This is a genomic window from Acidihalobacter aeolianus, assembly GCF_001753165.1.
In the GTDB taxonomy this organism is placed as follows: Bacteria; Pseudomonadota; Gammaproteobacteria; order DSM-5130; family Acidihalobacteraceae; genus Acidihalobacter; species Acidihalobacter aeolianus.
Map to the genome: position 1 here is coordinate 2632585 of NZ_CP017448.1, position 15484 is coordinate 2648068.

A 15484-nucleotide genomic window follows, 5' to 3' on the forward strand; every position below is an offset into this window, starting at 1 on the left:
GATGCGCCGGCTGCCTACTTACCCCACCTAATCCTGCTTGGTGGCGACCGCGGCCTTGACTGCCTTTTCCAGCTCACCACTCTGGAACATTTCCAGCGTGATATCGCAACCGCCGACTAACTCGCCGTTGATGTACAACTGCGGGAACGTCGGCCAGTTGGCATAGCGCGGTAGGTTCTCGAAGATCTCCGCATCCGCCAGCACGTTCACATAGGCGAAATCCTCTCCGCAGCGCTTGAGCGCCTCGGCGGCGCGGCTGGAAAAGCCGCACATGGGGAACTGCGGCGTGCCCTTCATGAACAGCACCACAGGATGATTCTTCACTTGCTCGTCAATTCGATCCATGACGTCCATGCGCCACCTCGTTCTTCAGTGTGTTGCGACGGGAACAATCCCGATGACCTCGGCAGTCTACCGCGGAATCCCGGAATATTAAGCCCGCAGTTCCCACGGTTTTGCCCGGAGGGTCAGCGCGCCTCGCCGCCCAGATGCCGCTGCAGCCAAAGCTCGAGCAGCGCCATGTGCCACAGCTTGTTGCCTCGGATCGCGGTAAAGCTAGACTCCGCCTCGGGTTCGTGCAGGAGCGCGTCGACGTAGTCGCGCCGAAACAGCCCGCGCTCGCGGCTCACCTGCGAATTGACGATGTCGGCCATGAAGTCGTAGGCCTCGCCACGCACGTATTTCAGCGCGGGCACCGGGAAATACCCCTTGGGACGATCAATCACCGCATCGGGAATGCGTCCGCGTGCGATCTGCTTGAGGGCATACTTGCCGCCGTCGCGCAGTTTCAGTTCGGGCGGCATACTCGCGGCCAGCTCGACCAGTTCGTGGTCCAGAAAGGGCACGCGCGCTTCCAGGCCCCAGGCCATGGTCATGTTGTCCACGCGCTTGACCGGGTCGTCGACGATCAGTGTGGTGGCGTCGAAACGCAGCACCTGGTCGATGAATTCGTCCGCATCCGGTTCTCCGAGGCGCTCGGCAACATAGGCCGAGGTCACGTCGTCGGTCGCGTAAGCCGGCATCACCGTACGTAAGTATTCGGCGTGATCGCGGTCGAAATAGCGCGGGCGGAAACGCTCGATCGGCGTGCCCTGCGCTCCGGCCATCTGCGGGTACCAGAAATAGCCGCCAAAGACCTCGTCCGCCCCCTGCCCGGACTGCACCACCTTGACGTGGCGCGAAACCTGACCCGAGAGCAGGTAAAAGGCCACCGCATCCTGCGCCACCATCGGCTCGGACATCTGGTCGACGGCCTCCGGCAGGCGGGTCAGTACCTCGCTGTTGGGGATCTCGAACTTGTGGTGCTCGGTCGCATAGCGTTCGGCGACCGGGTCCGAGTACTCGAACTCGCTGCCCTTCTCCTCCGGCTGGTCCTCGAAACCGACGGTGAAGGTCTTGACGCCACTCGCCCCCGATTCGGCAAGCAGGGCCACCAGCAGGCTGGAGTCGAGACCGCCGGAAAGCAGCACGCCGACGGGTACGTCGGCGATTCGCATGCGCCGTTCGACCGCGGTGCGCAACGATTCGTGCACCGCCTCGATCCACTCCGCCTCGCTGCGCGGTTCTGCCGGTCGGTGCGCGGCCAGGCGCCAGTAGGTGCGCAGGTGCTGACGTCCGTCGGCACCGATAGTGAGCGTATGCGCGGGCGGTAACTTACGAATGCCCTTGAGTAGTGTGCGTGGCGCGGGTACTACGGCGTGCAGGCTGAGATGATGATGCAGGGCGATCGGATCGATGTCGGTGTCGACTCCGCCTCCGGCCAGCAGGGCTTGGACATTGGAAGCGAAACGGAAACCGGCACGCGTTTCGCTGTAGTACAGCGGCTTGATGCCAAGACGATCGCGTGCCAGGAACAGGTGCTGGGCGCGTACGTCCCAGATGGCGAAGGCGAACATGCCGAGCAGACGCTCGACACAATCCTCGCCCCATTCGGCATAAGCCTTGAGGATCACCTCGGTATCGCCGTTGGAGCGGAACGCATGACCACGCGCGATCAGCTCGCGGCGGAGTTCTGGGTAGTTGTAGATAGTGCCGTTGAAGACGATGGTTGCCCCCGTTGCGGCATCGGTCATCGGCTGATCGGCGGCGGCGGACAGGTCGATGATGGCAAGACGCCGATGCCCGAGCAGCACGGGTCCGTCACGATAATGGCCCTCGTGATCCGGGCCGCGACGGCGCAGGCGGTCGAGCATGCGCTGCAACACGGAGGCATCGGGTTGACCGCCCCCGAAACCCATTTCACCTGCGATCCCACACATAAGTCCCTCATCGGCAGCAGTTCGAAGGCAGGGCATTATTGCATGTCCGTCCGGCCTGTCCTATGTTAGGCACCCTCACCCAGTTCGCCGGGCTCGGCTTCGCCCAGCCCTCATCCAAAACCCAGAAAACCGCGAAGGAGACCCCCATGGCCTTTGAACTGCCATCCCTACCCTATGCCAAGGACGCACTGGCTCCGCACATCTCGGCGGAGACCCTCGAGTTCCATCACGACAAGCACCACGCCACCTATGTGACGAATCTGAACAAACTGGTACCCGGTACCGAATTCGAAGGTGCCAGCCTCGAAGACATCATCTGCAAGGCCCCGGCTGGTGGCATCTTCAACAATGCCGCGCAGGTCTGGAACCATACCTTCTACTTCAACGCCCTGAGCCCGAACGGCGGTGGCGAACCGACCGGCGCCCTGGCCGAGGCGATTGCCAGCACCTTCGGCAGCTTCGCCGAGTTCAAGGAGAAGTTCAGCCAGTCTGCGGCCACCAACTTCGGCTCCGGCTGGACCTGGTTGGTGAAGAACGCCTCCGGCGCGCTTGAGATCGTGAACACCGGCAATGCCGGCAATCCGCTGCGCGACGGCCACACCCCGCTGCTGACCGTAGACGTCTGGGAACACGCGTACTACATCGACTACCGCAACGCCCGTCCGAAATATCTCGAGGGCTGGTGGAATCTGGTCAATTGGGCGTTCGTGGCCGAGAACTACGGCGCCTGAACCCAAGCCCCCTACCCGGTCCACACCCGGCGTAGGGGCTTTTATTTCGGCGCACGGCGCTTATAATCAAGCATTCGGCAGCCTGCAGTGCTGCCGTTTTCTTTTATGGCAGCGACAGCATGAGCGACACACTGATGCACACCTACGCCCGCCTGCCCGTCGCCTTCGTGCGCGGAGAAGGCGCCTGGCTGTACGACGAAACGGGCACACCCTATCTCGACGCCCTCTCTGGGATAGCCGTGTGCGGGCTCGGTCACGCCCACCCGGCCGTGCAGGCCGCGCTTGCGGACCAGGCCGCCACCTTGCTGCACACATCCAATCTGTACCGCATTCCCCTGCAGGAACGTCTCGGCGAACGGCTGTGCACCCAGGCCGGTATGGACAAGGTGTTCTTCGGCAACTCCGGCGCCGAGGCCAACGAGGCTGCGATCAAGCTCGCCAGGCTCTACGGTCACCAGCGCGGCATCGAGCTGCCCGAGATCGTGGTCATGGAAAACAGCTTCCACGGCCGCACCCTGGCGACTCTGACTGCAACCGGCAACCGCAAGGTCCAGGCCGGATTCGAACCGCTGGTCCGGGGCTTCGTACGTGCGCCCTACGGCGATGTCGAGGCCTTGCGTACCATCGCCGCGAATCGCCCCGGCGTGGTCGCGATATTGGTCGAGCCGATCCAGGGCGAGGGCGGCATCCGCATACCGCCGGAAAGCTACCTCCGCGACCTGCGCGCGCTGTGCGACGAATTCGGCTGGCTGCTGATGCTGGACGAGATCCAGACCGGCATGGGACGCGCCGGACGCTGGTTCGCGCATCAGCTCGCCGGGATCAGGCCCGACGTGATGACGCTCGCCAAGGCGCTCGGCAACGGCGTACCCATCGGCGCCTGCCTTGCGCGCGGCCCAGCGGCCGAAGTATTCGCCCCCGGCAACCACGGCTCCACGTTCGGCGGCAACCCGCTCGCCTGTCGCGCCGCGCTCGCTGTCGTCGACACCATCGAATCCCACGGCCTGGTCGAACGCGCCGCCGCACTCGGCAGCCGTCTGCTGGATGCCTTGCGCGCACGTGTCGGCGGGTTGCCGGGCGTCGTCGAGGTACGCGGCTGCGGACTGCTGCTCGGCATCGAACTGGATCGCCCGTGCGGCGAATTGGTCGGCCGCGCACTGGAAGAGCGCCTGCTCATCAATGTCACTGCAGGAAACGTGATCCGCCTGCTGCCCCCGCTGATCCTCGACGACGCGCAGGCCGAGCGTCTGGTCGACAGCCTCGGCAGCCTGCTGGAGGCCTTTCTGCACGACTCGCCCGAGCAGGCCCAGGCATGAAGGTCCGCCACTTCCTGAGTCTGGACGACCTGAGCGCCCACGAACTGCGTACGCTGATCGAACGCGCCAACGAACTGAAGTCGATCCAGCATCTCGGCAACCGCCATACGCCGCTGCTCGGCAAGACACTCGGCATGATCTTCGAAAAGGCCTCCACGCGTACCCGCGTGTCCTTCGAGGTCGGCATGGCGCAGCTCGGCGGCCATGCGCTGTTTCTTTCCCCGCGCGATACCCAGCTCGGACGCGGCGAACCGATCGAGGACACCGCGCGCGTGCTCTCGCGGATGGTCGATGTCGTCATGATTCGCACCTTCGCGCACGAGACCCTCGAGCGCTTCGCGGCGCATTCCCGCGTGCCGGTCATCAACGGCCTGAGCGACGACGTGCACCCCTGTCAACTGCTCGCCGACCTGCAGACCTACACCGAACACCGGGGCGACATCCAGGGACGCACCGTGGCCTGGATCGGCGACGGCAACAACATGTGCCACTCCTGGATGAACGCTGCGCGACTGCTGGATTTCAAGCTGCGCATCGCCTGCCCCCCGGGTTACGAACCGGATGCACGCTTCACCGCCGCGGCCGGCGAGCATGCCGAGATCATGCACGACGCGGCGGCGGCCGCTGCCGGTGCGGACCTGCTGGTGACCGATGTCTGGGCCAGCATGGGCCAGGAGGAAGAACAGGCACGGCGCGCCGCGGCCTTCGCTGCCTATCAGATCGACAAGCAGCTCATGGCGGCAGCGGCGCCGGATGCCCTGTTCATGCACTGCCTGCCGGCACATCGCGGAGAGGAGGTTTCCGCGGACGTGATCGACGGCCCGCAAAGCGTGGTCTGGGACGAGGCGGAAAACCGTTTGCATGCACAGAAGGCCCTGCTCGAATTCCTGCTCGACGTCGCCCTGAGGGGATGAGCGAGGCCAGACCCCGCATTCGCATCCTGCGCGGGCGCGATATCGCAATCGGCCCAGGCAAGGCCGATCTCCTCCAGGCCATCGACGCCACCGGCTCGATCTCGTCCGCCGCGCGACAGATGGACATGTCCTACCGCCGCGCTTGGCTCCTCGTGGATACGATGAACCAGTGCTTCGTGACGCCCCTGGTGGATACCGCGGTCGGCGGAAGCGGCGGCGGCGGCGCCCGTCTGACCCCGTTGGGACTAGAGGTCCTGCAACGCTACCGCGCCATGGAAACCAACGCAGCGGCCGCCATCGCCGACGACGCCGCACGGTTGAATGCCTGCCTGAAACCCCTCGAAGACTGAACCCGGCTCGCGGCACGGGCATAGGTGACCCTCGTTGTATCCGATGGTATATTCCGTACGCCGTATTCCGAAAAACATAACGCTTCGCGCCCGGAGAGAGGTCTTCATGCGCCGATTGCTCGCCCTGCTGCTTGCCACGCTGACGCTCGGCACTGCCGCCGCCCACGCCCAACCGGCCCTGACCGTCGCCTACGCCGGCTCGATGGGCGTGGTCATGGATCGCCATATCTCGCCAACCTTCGAGCGAAAGTACCCGGTCAGCGTGCGCGGCATCGGCCAAGGCGCCTGGGCGCTGGCGCGCCTGATCGCTGGAGGCCAGATGCGCGCCGACGTATTCGTTTCGGTCACTCCGGGCCCCATGCGCCTGCTGATCGAAAAAGGGCTGGTGCATCGCGCCGTGCCGGTCGCCAGCACCCAGATGGTGATTGCCTACAGCCCCAAATCGCGCTTCGCGGCACGATTCCGCGAAGCGGCGGCTGGCCGGCGCACATGGTACCGGGTACTGGAAGAACCGGGCCTGCGCTTCGGGCGAACGGATCCTGCCACCGATCCGCAGGGCCGCAACGTGATCCTGAGCTTTCAGCTGGCTGCGCTTTATTATCATCGTCCCCGACTGGTACAACGTGTGCTCGGCCCGTTGCGCAACCCGCGGCAGATATTCACCGAGCCGTCCCTGCTCAGTCGTCTTGAGTCCGGCCAGATCGATGCGGTGGCAGGTTACCTCAGCGCGGTCCGTTCGCATCGCCTGCCTTACGTCGCCCTGCCGGCGCAAATCAACCTCGGCGATCCCGCCTACATGCGTGACTGGTACAGCCGCGCCGGCTTCGAAGTGAGCGGCCTGCACGGCGGGAAAGTCCGGGTCAAGCCGCAGCCCCTTGTGTTCTACGCCGCCGTGTTGGACAACGCGTCGCATCCCGACCTCGCGCGATCGTTCGTGCGCTTTCTGCGCTCGCCGGTCGCCCAGAAGATGTTTCGAGACAACGGCTATAGCCCGCCTCACGGCAAGCCGCTTGGATGAACCGGGCGAACCGCCTCCTCGCGCTCACTGCGACACTGGGGCTAGGGCTGCTGGCGCTGCCCTTCGCCGCCCTGATCGGCGCGACGCACTGGCACAGCCTCGGATTCGTACCTGGCGATGCCGCCTCGATCGGCATTTCGCTGACCTATACGGCCATCGCTCTGGTCGTCATCGCGCTGCTGGGAACGCCGCTCGCCTACTGGCTGGCACGCAGCCGATTCCACGGCAAATGGCTGGTCGAGGCGTTGGTTCTGCTGCCACTGCTGACCCCACCGCTGGCCATGGGCATTTTGTTGAGCACGCTGTACGGCCCCTATGGATGGGCAGGCAAGCCGCTGGCCCGCCTGGGCGTTGAACTGACCAACACGGCATATGCCTTCGTGCTCGCCCAAGTCTATAGCGCGGCGCCCTATTTCATCGTGACCGCCCGCGCCGCCTTCGAGGGCGTGCCGCGCGAACTCGAACAGGTTGCACTCACCCTGGGCAAAACCCGCTGGCAGTGCTTCGTCTCCATCACCTTACCGCTGGCTGGGCTGGGTCTTGCCGCCGCGGCCGCACTCGCCTGGGTGCGTGCCCTGGGTGAATTCGGGGTAGTCCTGATCATCGCCTACTTCCCCCAGGGCATTCCGGTGAAACTGTGGGTCAACCTGCAGGACTACGGACTCTCCGCAGTCTACCCCCTGCTGTGGCTGTTCTTTCTGGTTGCCATGCCTCTCCCTCTGCTGCTGGGTGCGTTGTCGCGCAGATCCGGCTTGGTGCGCGCGTGATCCATCTCGAATACCGCATCGAATACCCCGTGGTGCTGGACGTATCGCTCGACGTAGCCGGTTTCAGCGTCCTGCTCGGTTCCAGCGGTGCGGGCAAAAGCACCCTGCTCAAGGCCGTGGCCGGCCTGCTCCCTGCCACAGGGCGTCCGTTCGCAGAACTGCCGCCGGAGCGCCGCCCCGTGGGTTATCTGCCTCAGGGTTATGCCCTCTTCCCGCATCTCCGGGTCTGGGAGAATGTCGCCTTCGCCTTGCGGGGATCGCGTAACCGGCGCCGTGCCGAAGCCGACGCCCTGCTGGACGGCGTAGGCCTGGTCGAGCTTGCCGAACGCCGACCCGAGACGCTGTCCGGCGGACAGCAGCAACGGGTGGCTCTCGCCAGAGCCCTGGCCCGGAAACCCGAACTCCTGCTGCTGGACGAACCGACGTCCGCGCTCGATGCCACCACCCGCGATCAGGTCATGGGCGAATTGATCGAACTCGTCGACGAGCAAGCGATTCCCACCCTGGCCGTCACCCATGACCCGCACCTGGCCGCCATGGCCGACCGCATGGGCGTGCTTGCCGGTGGACGCATCGCTCAACAGGGAAGCCCGGCCGAGGTGTTCGGTCATCCGACGGATGCAGCGGTGGCGCGGCAGGTGGGCTATCAGAACCTGCTTCCGGCACGCGTAAGGCGCATTGCCGCAACGCACAGCGAAATCGCTTGCGGTGACGTTACCCTGCAGGTTCCCGGAGAACCGCGCTTCGCCGCGGGCGATGAGGCGTTGCTCGCCATCCGCGCGGAGGACATTCACTGCGGGAAACCGCACGAGACGGCGCGTGGCGCCCAGTTGACGCCGTTCCCGGCCCGCATAGACCGTCTGCGAGCCGACGGCGTCGGACTCAGGCTGTTTTGCGAAACGCCCCTGGGAGGCCTGGCCGTGCGTATTCCCCGATGCGGGTCGAACCTGCGACTCGGCGATGCCGTGACGTTGCTGCTGGATATGGCAGCCGCCCGGTTACTGCCGCTCAGCGCCTGAGTCGGATTCGCTCAGGAACCGGAAACCTCGGCAAGCATGGCAGCAAAATCCGCTTTCGCCGGCGCGCCCTTGATCACCTTGGCCTTGCCGTCCTTCTTGAGATAAATGATCGTCGGCACGACCTCCATCCCGGTCTTGGCCAGCAGCTTCTTGTTGTAATCAAGCGCCTTGCGGGTCGCGGCGGTCATGTGCGCCAAGGGTTTAAGTCCGCCCAGCTTGCCGCGCGCGCGCACGAAATGGTCTTCGTTTTCCTTCAACGCAGCCTTGGGATCGCGCGCTTCCAACATGGCCGCGGCCTTGCCGGGACTCGTCCGCGTAAGGATGTCCACCGGAACCCAGCGAAACTGATACTTCTTGAGATAGGCCTGTGAATCCACGTACACGAGATGGCAGTAGGGGCAGTTGGGATCGAAGATCACGTACACGACACGGTGCCCATGCCCCTCGGCGATCCAATGCGCCTTTGCCGCATCACGCAGCAATTCGGACCTGGATTGAGTGGCTGCCTGGGCCAGGCCGGAGAGGGTGAGCCAGATACCCAATACCAGCCACAAGTAGCGCAGATACGGCTTGCTCATAGCACGAACGTTCACGTCGAAACCTCCAAGCGGCCCTGGGTTATAAGAATGCGCATTTGCCGATGACGGTGCCGACGTTTCCGCCCGGCACCGTCATCGGACACGGGTTGGGTCTGGACCTACAGCCCGTACTCCTTGGGGAAGGCAATGCCCGGGTTGTCCTTGACGCCGACCAGACGCGGCACGTCGAGCTTGTCCACGCGCACGTGCTTCTGCTTGCGCAGCCAGTCTGCGAACACGTCCCACACCGGCTTGCCCTCAACCGGACGCGACACGGCGGCCCATCCGGCCACCTTGTATTTCTTGTTCATCGAGATCGGCTTGCCGCCGACGTGGAGCTCCTTGATGCGATGGCCGATCTTCTTGTTCGGGTCCATCACGTACTGGATATTGCCCACGCGGATCATGTCGCCGCCCTGCTGGTAGTAGGGGTCCTTGTTGAACAGGTTGTCGCCGACATCCTCCATGATCATCTTGATGGTCTTGCCGGTGTACTCGTTGATCGTCACCTGCGGGTAGGTGATCGCGGTCTGGCCCATCACGTCGTCGAAGGTGATGGTTTCGCCCGGCAGCTTGGCGTAGCCCCAGCGGAAGCCAGGCGAGAACGCCGCTTCAGCATCCATCTCCTCCATCAGCGCCTGCACCAGCAACTGGTCGAAGGTGCCATTGAAGTTGTCGCGACGGTAAAGCAGGCTCTCGGTCACGGCCAACGGCTCGGAGAGCTTCTTCACATAAGGCGCGCGCACCTTTTCGATGTAGGCCGCCATCTCGGCATCCGGCTTAAGCAGATTGGAGAACACGGGCATGTAGTGGAAGCGATAACCCTTGAGCCTCCCCTTGCCGACGTCGAGATCGAAGCGGGCCAGGATCTTGCCGTTGGTCGAGGTGTTGATGACCAGGGTCTTGCCGATCTTGACCGGACGCGGCCCCATGATGTCGTGGGTGTGACCGCCCAGGATGATGTCGATGCCCTTGACGTTGGCCGCCATCTTCATGTCGACGTCGGCGCCGTTGTGCGACAGGACCACGACGAGATCCGCGTTCTCCTTGTGGCGGCATTCGTCGACCATCTTCTGCATATGGTCCTGCTTGATGCCGAAGGTCCAGTCCGGAATCATGTAGCGCGGATTGGCGATCGGGGTATACGGGAAGGCCTGGCCGATGATCGCGATCCTGCGCCCACTCACCACCCGGATCATGTACGGCTTGAATACCAGATCGCCCCAGGTGCTGTCGTTGATGTTCTGGGCCAGGAATTCGGCCTTCAGGTGCTTGTCGACCAGTTCCTTCACCCGCTTCTGGCCGTAGGTGAATTCCCAGTGGCCCACCATGGCATCCACGCCCATGAGGTTCTGTGCGCCCACCATGTCCGCGCCTTTGGTGTACAGCGAGGTTGCCGAACCCTGCCAGGTATCGCCCGCGTCGAGCAGCAGCGTACGATCCTTGCGTTCATCCCGATAGCGTTTGATCAGGCTGGTCAGGTGTGCGAAACCGCCCATCTTGCCGTACTTCTGCGCGAGTTCGGCGTAGTCCAGACAATCGAACGCGTAGGCGTCCTGGGTGCCGGCCATTTCGTGGTAGAACTTGAGAAAATGCTCGCCTGTCAGGTGCGGCGGACGGCCGATTGCCGCACCAACGCCGATGTTCGTATCCGGCTCTCTCCAGTACACCGGATTGAGCTGCGCATGGCAGTCGGTGAAGTGCAGCAGCGTGACGTTGCCGTAATCGGGGATCTCGTAAAAGTCCTCTGCGCTCTTGCCCGCGGCCTGGGCGAAGCGGGGACTCAGGAAACCGGCGATACCTGCCACGGCCATCATCTGCATGAACTCTCGGCGCGATATACTCATGGGGTTGCGACCCTCCTAGACTGCATTGGTATGAAATCCCTCGCCGGTTTCGCCGACGCGCACCACTCGATTACGGCGACTAGTGCGCCCCGCAAGCCCGTATATGCCTTGCCCGGGCCTTGCGAAGGTGTACGGTTGCGTATGACGTGACGGCGATTCGGTTTATTCCAGGCCCTTTGCCACGATGATGACCCTTGCCCACTGACATATTAGGATAGAACCCGCTTGAACGACCGCCTGCCCGACATCGAATCCCTGCCCCGCCACGCCTCTCCGCCGATCAGTGCCGTCATCCGCCGGATACCGGAGGACTTCTGGGTAGACGAAATCCCCGTCACCGAACCCAACGGAGAGGGCGAACATCTTTGGGTCTTCGTCGAAAAGCGAAGCGAAAACACGGCCGAGCTTGCCAATCGGCTGGCACGCGCCGCGGGAATCAGAAAATCCGCGGTCAGCTATGCGGGGCGCAAGGATCGCCATGCATTGACCCGCCAGTGGTTCAGCCTGCACATGCCGGGGCTCCCGGATCCGTCCATCGAACAGCTGGCGCAGGCGGGATTGAACGTGCTGCGACACGCGCGCCATACACGCAAATTGCGTATCGGCGCATTGCGCGGCAACCGTTTCAGCTTGTGCCTGCGCGAGGTCGAGGGCGAGCGCAGTACGCTCGATCAGTGCCTGCAGGCCATCGCGGAACACGGAGTACCGAATTATTTCGGCGAACAGCGTTTCGGCCGCGCCGGCGGCAATCTCGCCGGTGCACTGGCCATGTTCGAGGGCCGGACGCGCCCGGACCGCGAACGCCGCAGCCTATACCTTTCGGCAGCCCGCAGCGCACTGTTCAATGCCATCCTCGCGGAACGGGTGCGTACTGACTGCTGGAACTGCCTGCTTCCTGGAGAGGCGGTTCAACTCGATGGTAGCGGCAGCTTCTTTGTGACGGATGCAGTCGACGGAGATCTACCGCAACGGCTCGATGCCTGGGACATACACCCCAGCGGCGCGCTTTGGGGGGCAGGAGAACCACCCAGTCACGACCGTGCGGGAGCACTCGAGCGTGAAGTCGCCAGCCGTTTCCCGGACCTGGCGGCCGGCCTGCGCGCGGCGGGCATGAAGCAGGAACGCCGTCCGCTGCGCGTGCGGCCGGCCGACCTGACGTGGCGCTGGGAGGATGCAGCACAAAGCGACCTGATCCTGGAATTCACCCTGCCCGCCGGAGTGTTTGCAACCGCGGTGCTCCGCGAAATCGCCGACTACACCGATGCGGCTGCAAGCGCACCGACACAGCGCCAGGAGGCCGCTGAGCAACATTGACGGTGACGACATTCCGCGAAGCGCTGCGCCAATGGAGCAGTCCCGAGTTCGAACACGCGCTCGCCATGGCCATCGCATGCATGGGCGTGGAAGAGCTGCCGCTGCAGCAAGCCCTCCAGCACGGGAGTCATGCGCTCGCCGACCCCATAGAGGTCATCATCATCGAGGTGCTGGCAGATACGCTGGGATTAGATATCCGCGCGGGAATCTTGTACACCAGCGTCATCGCCGGCTGCCAGTGCGCCGACGATCCGACGCCGACGAGCACCGCACAGGAATATTGTGAGATCCGGCTGCTGATCGAGCGCGACACAGGCGCCGCAAACGTCATCCAACTGCTGGCGTAACAGGCCTAATGACCGGCCTTGCGCACCTCGTCCTCAATCTGTTCGGGCGTCACGTGGCGCACGTCCTTGCCGAGCACCATGTACACGACATACTCGGAGATGTTCTTGGCGTGATCGCCCACGCGTTCCAGCGCACGCGCGCACCATAGCACGTCGATGCCGCGGCGAATGTTGCGCGGATCTTCCATCATGTAGGTGACCAGTTGCCGGGTCAGGGCGTCGTAGGCGTCGTCGATGACGTCGTCGCCGCGCACGACCTGCATCGCCAATTCGACGTCCATGCGCGCAAAGGCATCGAGCGCCCTGTGCAGGGCCTCGCGCGACAATTCGCCCATGTAGCGCAGCTCCTTGTAGCGATCCAGACGTTCCTGACTGGACAGCTCGATAGCCAGCCGGCCGATCTTCTCGGCCTTGTCGCCCACCCGCTCGAGATCGGTAATCGTCTTGATCACCGTCATCACCAGACGTAGGTCGAGCGCCGCCGGCTGACGCCTGGCGAGAATGCGCGAGCATTCCTCGTCGATGCTCAGCTCCATGCGGTTGACCTGATAATCGGACTTTGCAGCCCGTTCGGCCAGTTCGGCATCGCCATTCACCAGGGCCTCGATCGCCTCGCCGACGTTTTTCTCGACGAGCCCACCCATGGTGAGAACGCGATTTCTCACATCCTCCAGTTCCACATTGAATTGATGGGAAATGTGCTTCGTGAGCATGTCCTGATTCATGGGCATCACCATAGGGCAATTAGGGACGGAGGTCCTGGAACTATAATGGCAAAGTCCGATAGGTCGTGCTAGCCTGCTTCAACCGCAGGGGTGTCAATACGACTAGCCTACCCGAGGGACCATAACAGCGCCGTGACAACCAGCAACGGAATGCCCGCCCCGGAAACGGAGATCGATCTCTCCGCCAAAGACCTTTACATCAATCGCGAACTCAGCCTGCTCGAATTCAATGGCCGAGTGTTGGAAATGGCGAAAGACGCCAGCATGCCGCTACTTGAGCGCCTGCGATTCCTGTGCATTTCGAGCACGAATCTCGACGAATTTTTCGAAATCCGGGTCTCCGGAATCAAACAGCAGCTTTCACTGGGCGTCTCCACTCCGGGAGCCGATGGACTCTCGGCAGCCGAGCAGTTCGAACGCATCAGCGCTCAGGCCCACACGCTGGTTGACGACCAGTATCGTACCTTCAACGAAATGCTGGTGCCCGAGCTCGCCGAACAAGGTATCCGCTTCGTACGCCGCACCCACTGGAACGCCGAACAGGCTGATTGGATCAAACGTTATTTCAATCGCGAATTGCTGCCGGTCCTCAGCCCGCTCGGATTAGATCCCTCGCATCCATTCCCGCGGACGCTCAACAAGAGCCTCAACTTCGTAGTTACCTTGGAGGGCAAGGACGCCTTCGGGCGCGACAGCGGGCTTGCCATCGTACAGGCACCGCGTTCGCTGCCGCGTCTCATACGGCTGCCCGACGAGATCGCGCGCAGCCAATACGGCTTCGTCTTCCTCTCGTCGATCATTCACGCACATGTGGGCGACCTGTTTCCCGGCATGCGCGTTACCGGCTGTTATCAGTTTCGAGTCACCCGCAACAGCGACCTCTTCGTTGACGAGGAGGAAATCGACGATTTGCTGCACGCGCTCGAAGGCGAGCTCCCTTCGCGCAACTTCGGCGAGGCAGTGCGCCTGGAAGTCGCGGACAACTGCACCGCCCACTCCGCCGAATACCTGCTGCAGGAATTCGGCCTGGGACCTGCCGATGTGTATCAGGTGAACGGGCCGGTGAACCTCAACCGCCTCCTTGCCGTTGTCGATCTGGTCGACCGACCCGATCTGAAATTCCAGCCCTTCACGCCCGTGTTGCCCGCCGTCCTCCAACCGGGCGACAACTACTTTGATGCCCTCGACAAGGGTGACGTACTGCTGCACCACCCCTACGAGTCCTTCAACCCGGTGATCGAGTTCATCCGGCAGGCTGCACGCGACCCCGCCGTGCTCGCCATCAAGCAGACGCTCTACCGGACCGGTGCCGGTTCGCGCATCGTGGGATTACTGGTCGAGGCAGCACGCGCAGGCAAGGAAGTCACCGTGGTGGTCGAACTCCGCGCGCGCTTTGACGAAGCGGCCAACATCGAACTGGCCAGCCATCTGCAGGACGCGGGAGCGCACGTGCTGTATGGCGTCGTCGGTTACAAGACTCATGCGAAAATGGCCATGGTCGTCCGCCGCCACAAGGGACGCTTGCGCCGCTATGTGCATCTAGGCACCGGCAACTACCATGCCGGCACTGCACGCGCCTACACCGATTTCGGCCTGTTCACGGCGGACCGAGTGATTGGCGAGGATGTGCACAAGATATTCCAACAACTCACCGGCTTGGGTCGCGTATCGCGCCCCAAAAAACTGCTCCAGGCCCCGTTCAGCCTGCACAAGGGGATACTGACGCGCATCAATCGCGAGGCTGCGGCCGCTCGGGAAAAGCGCCCGGCGCGCATCATCGCGCGGATGAATGCGCTGATCGACCCGCAGATCATCCAGGCCCTCTACCAGGCATCCCGCGCCGGCGTGCAGATCGACCTGATCGTCCGCGGGGTCTGCTGCCTGCGCCCCGGACTCCCCGGGGTCTCGGAAAACATCCGCGTACGCTCCGTACTGGGGCGGTTTCTCGAACATTCACGCGTGTTCTACTTCCAGAACGATGGCAACGAACCCGAGGTCTTCTGTTCGTCCGCCGACTGGATGCCGCGTAACTTCTTCCGGCGTGTCGAAAGCGCCTTCCCGATAGAAGATCGCAAACTCGCGCAGCGGGTCATCCACGAAGGCCTGGAGCTTTATCTCAAGGACAACAGCCTGGCCTGGACACTGCAACCCGATGGCAGTTACCACCGATCAGGCAATGACCGCCAAAAACCGAGGCCGGCCCAGGGCGTGCTGTTGCAGCAGATCAATGGCATCGAACTGAGCTGAGAGGACGCTTCCCGCAACCCCAGGACGGGTATTGTCGTGTCTGATCAAAACAT

At 63.3% G+C, this 15484-nt stretch carries 15 protein-coding genes; 10 read left to right on the forward strand and 5 right to left on the reverse strand.

Annotated features, from left to right (window positions below; translation table 11 throughout):
* Nucleotides 1-27 precede the first annotated feature (27 nt).
* Both grxD and BJI67_RS12140 read right to left on the reverse strand, forming a co-directional pair.
* Entirely contained in the window at nt 28-354 is a 327-nt protein-coding gene (grxD, locus tag BJI67_RS12135; protein ID WP_070073242.1) for a Grx4 family monothiol glutaredoxin, read from the reverse strand.
* 113 nt (nt 355-467) lie between these two features.
* A complete protein-coding gene (locus BJI67_RS12140; RefSeq protein ID WP_070073243.1) occupies nt 468-2258 on the reverse strand; it encodes an N-acetylglutaminylglutamine amidotransferase in 1791 nt (596 codons plus the stop codon).
* 146 nt (nt 2259-2404) lie between these two features.
* Here BJI67_RS12140 and BJI67_RS12145 point away from each other — a divergent pair, with 146 nt between their 5' ends.
* From BJI67_RS12145 to BJI67_RS12175, 7 genes are all read left to right on the forward strand, one after another.
* A complete protein-coding gene (locus BJI67_RS12145) occupies nt 2405-2989 on the forward strand; it encodes a superoxide dismutase (protein ID WP_070074135.1) in 585 nt (194 codons plus the stop codon).
* A gap of 119 nt (nt 2990-3108) precedes the next feature.
* Nucleotides 3109-4305, forward strand: coding sequence for an aspartate aminotransferase family protein (locus BJI67_RS12150; protein ID WP_070073244.1), 1197 nt, complete (start codon nt 3109-3111; stop codon nt 4303-4305).
* Complete coding sequence (gene argF, locus BJI67_RS12155; protein WP_070073245.1) at nt 4302-5219, forward strand: ornithine carbamoyltransferase; 918 nt, start codon at nt 4302-4304, stop codon at nt 5217-5219. Before BJI67_RS12150 ends, argF begins: the two co-directional genes overlap by 4 nt.
* Nucleotides 5216-5569, forward strand: coding sequence for a winged helix-turn-helix domain-containing protein (locus BJI67_RS12160; protein ID WP_070073246.1), 354 nt, complete (start codon nt 5216-5218; stop codon nt 5567-5569). The genes argF and BJI67_RS12160 overlap by 4 nt, the downstream gene beginning before the upstream one ends.
* A gap of 106 nt (nt 5570-5675) precedes the next feature.
* On the forward strand, nt 5676-6587 hold the full coding sequence (locus tag BJI67_RS12165; protein ID WP_070073247.1) for an extracellular solute-binding protein: 912 nt from the start codon (nt 5676-5678) through the stop codon (nt 6585-6587).
* Entirely contained in the window at nt 6584-7354 is a 771-nt protein-coding gene (locus tag BJI67_RS12170; RefSeq protein WP_070073248.1) for an ABC transporter permease subunit, read from the forward strand. Before BJI67_RS12165 ends, BJI67_RS12170 begins: the two co-directional genes overlap by 4 nt.
* The gene (locus tag BJI67_RS12175) at nt 7351-8373 is read left to right on the forward strand and encodes an ABC transporter ATP-binding protein (protein ID WP_156782136.1); all 1023 of its coding nucleotides are present in this window, start codon (nt 7351-7353) and stop codon (nt 8371-8373) included. The genes BJI67_RS12170 and BJI67_RS12175 overlap by 4 nt, the downstream gene beginning before the upstream one ends.
* A gap of 11 nt (nt 8374-8384) precedes the next feature.
* On the opposite strand, the gene BJI67_RS12180 is transcribed toward BJI67_RS12175, so the two are convergent.
* Both BJI67_RS12180 and soxB read right to left on the reverse strand, forming a co-directional pair.
* The gene (locus BJI67_RS12180) at nt 8385-8966 is read right to left on the reverse strand and encodes a thioredoxin fold domain-containing protein (RefSeq protein WP_156782137.1); all 582 of its coding nucleotides are present in this window, start codon (nt 8964-8966) and stop codon (nt 8385-8387) included.
* A gap of 104 nt (nt 8967-9070) precedes the next feature.
* Nucleotides 9071-10798 (reverse strand): thiosulfohydrolase SoxB, encoded by a 1728-nt coding sequence (soxB, locus tag BJI67_RS12185; RefSeq protein WP_070073250.1) that lies wholly within the window; start codon nt 10796-10798, stop codon nt 9071-9073.
* A gap of 225 nt (nt 10799-11023) precedes the next feature.
* Here soxB and truD point away from each other — a divergent pair, with 225 nt between their 5' ends.
* Both truD and BJI67_RS12195 read left to right on the forward strand, forming a co-directional pair.
* The gene (truD, locus tag BJI67_RS12190) at nt 11024-12112 is read left to right on the forward strand and encodes a tRNA pseudouridine(13) synthase TruD (protein WP_231940852.1); all 1089 of its coding nucleotides are present in this window, start codon (nt 11024-11026) and stop codon (nt 12110-12112) included.
* 2 nt (nt 12113-12114) lie between these two features.
* Nucleotides 12115-12459, forward strand: coding sequence for a hypothetical protein (locus BJI67_RS12195; protein ID WP_070073251.1), 345 nt, complete (start codon nt 12115-12117; stop codon nt 12457-12459).
* Between the two features lie 5 nt (nt 12460-12464).
* On the opposite strand, the gene phoU is transcribed toward BJI67_RS12195, so the two are convergent.
* Nucleotides 12465-13184: a phosphate signaling complex protein PhoU gene (gene phoU / locus BJI67_RS12200; RefSeq protein ID WP_070074138.1), complete on the reverse strand. Its 720-nt coding sequence runs from the start codon at nt 13182-13184 to the stop codon at nt 12465-12467.
* Between the two features lie 150 nt (nt 13185-13334).
* Between phoU and ppk1 the strand changes: the two genes are divergently transcribed.
* Nucleotides 13335-15431 carry a polyphosphate kinase 1 gene (gene ppk1, locus BJI67_RS12205; protein ID WP_070073252.1) on the forward strand — a complete coding sequence of 699 codons (2097 nt, stop codon included), beginning with the start codon at nt 13335-13337 and terminating at the stop codon, nt 15429-15431.
* Nucleotides 15432-15484: the final 53 nt, after the last annotated feature.

Excerpts from the sequence above, each read along its gene's own strand:
- BJI67_RS12165 (WP_070073247.1), top strand. The coding sequence starts at position 5,676 with ATGCGCCGATTGCTCGCCCTGCTGCTTGCCACGCTGACGCTCGGCACT.
- argF (WP_070073245.1), top strand. The coding sequence starts at position 4,302 with ATGAAGGTCCGCCACTTCCTGAGTCTGGACGACCTGAGCGCCCACGAA.
- soxB (WP_070073250.1), bottom strand. The coding sequence starts at position 10,798 with ATGAGTATATCGCGCCGAGAGTTCATGCAGATGATGGCCGTGGCAGGT.
- grxD (WP_070073242.1), bottom strand. The coding sequence starts at position 354 with ATGGACGTCATGGATCGAATTGACGAGCAAGTGAAGAATCATCCTGTG.
- ppk1 (WP_070073252.1), top strand. The coding sequence starts at position 13,335 with ATGCCCGCCCCGGAAACGGAGATCGATCTCTCCGCCAAAGACCTTTAC.
- BJI67_RS12170 (WP_070073248.1), top strand. The coding sequence starts at position 6,584 with ATGAACCGGGCGAACCGCCTCCTCGCGCTCACTGCGACACTGGGGCTA.
- BJI67_RS12150 (WP_070073244.1), top strand. The coding sequence starts at position 3,109 with ATGAGCGACACACTGATGCACACCTACGCCCGCCTGCCCGTCGCCTTC.
- BJI67_RS12140 (WP_070073243.1), bottom strand. The coding sequence starts at position 2,258 with ATGTGTGGGATCGCAGGTGAAATGGGTTTCGGGGGCGGTCAACCCGAT.
- BJI67_RS12160 (WP_070073246.1), top strand. The coding sequence starts at position 5,216 with ATGAGCGAGGCCAGACCCCGCATTCGCATCCTGCGCGGGCGCGATATC.
- BJI67_RS12145 (WP_070074135.1), top strand. The coding sequence starts at position 2,405 with ATGGCCTTTGAACTGCCATCCCTACCCTATGCCAAGGACGCACTGGCT.
- phoU (WP_070074138.1), bottom strand. The coding sequence starts at position 13,184 with ATGAATCAGGACATGCTCACGAAGCACATTTCCCATCAATTCAATGTG.